Origin of the sequence: Anaerotignum faecicola (assembly GCA_024460105.1) — a bacterium.
In the GTDB taxonomy this organism is placed as follows: domain Bacteria; phylum Bacillota; class Clostridia; order Lachnospirales; family Anaerotignaceae; genus JANFXS01.
In genome coordinates, this window is the sequence record JANFXS010000123.1 from 1 (window position 1) to 540 (window position 540).

General features: G+C 57.4%; 1 protein-coding gene. It reads left to right on the forward strand.

Annotation, left to right across the window (positions count from 1 at the left end; translation table 11 throughout):
• On the forward strand, positions 1-540 hold a 540-nt coding region (locus tag NE664_13070; GenBank protein MCQ4727564.1), incomplete at both ends, for a plasmid recombination protein.

Here is a 540-nt window from a genome sequence, read left to right on the forward strand (position 1 = left end):
GGCACGATGGGAGAATCCGTCTCGCCGGATACGCTCTTTTCCATCGTCAATGAGTTTTATCAGGAATTTGAGCGCCGCTTCGGTTCCCATATCCACATCCTGGACTGGGCGCTCCATCTGGACGAGGGGACGCCCCACATCCATGAGCGGCACGTCTTTGACTGTGAGAACCGCTATGGGGAACTGTGCCCCCAGCAGGAAAAGGCGCTGGAAGAACTTGGCATCCCTCTCCCCAACCCGGAGAAGCCCAAAGGCCGGAACAACAACCGCAAGCAGACCTTTGATGCGGTCTGCCGGACGATCCTGTTTGACATCGCCAGACGGCATGGGCTGCATCTGGATCAGGAGCCGTCCTACGGCGGGCGGGACTATCTGGAAAAACAGGATTATATCCTGATGAAGCAGAAGGAGCAGCTTGCGGCGCAGGAGCAGAAGCTGGAAGAACTGACGCTCAAAATCGAGGACGTGGAGACGCTGTTAGATGATGTTTCCGATGCGGCCTATGACAAGGCGGTGGAGGTGGTGACCGATACCGTCCGG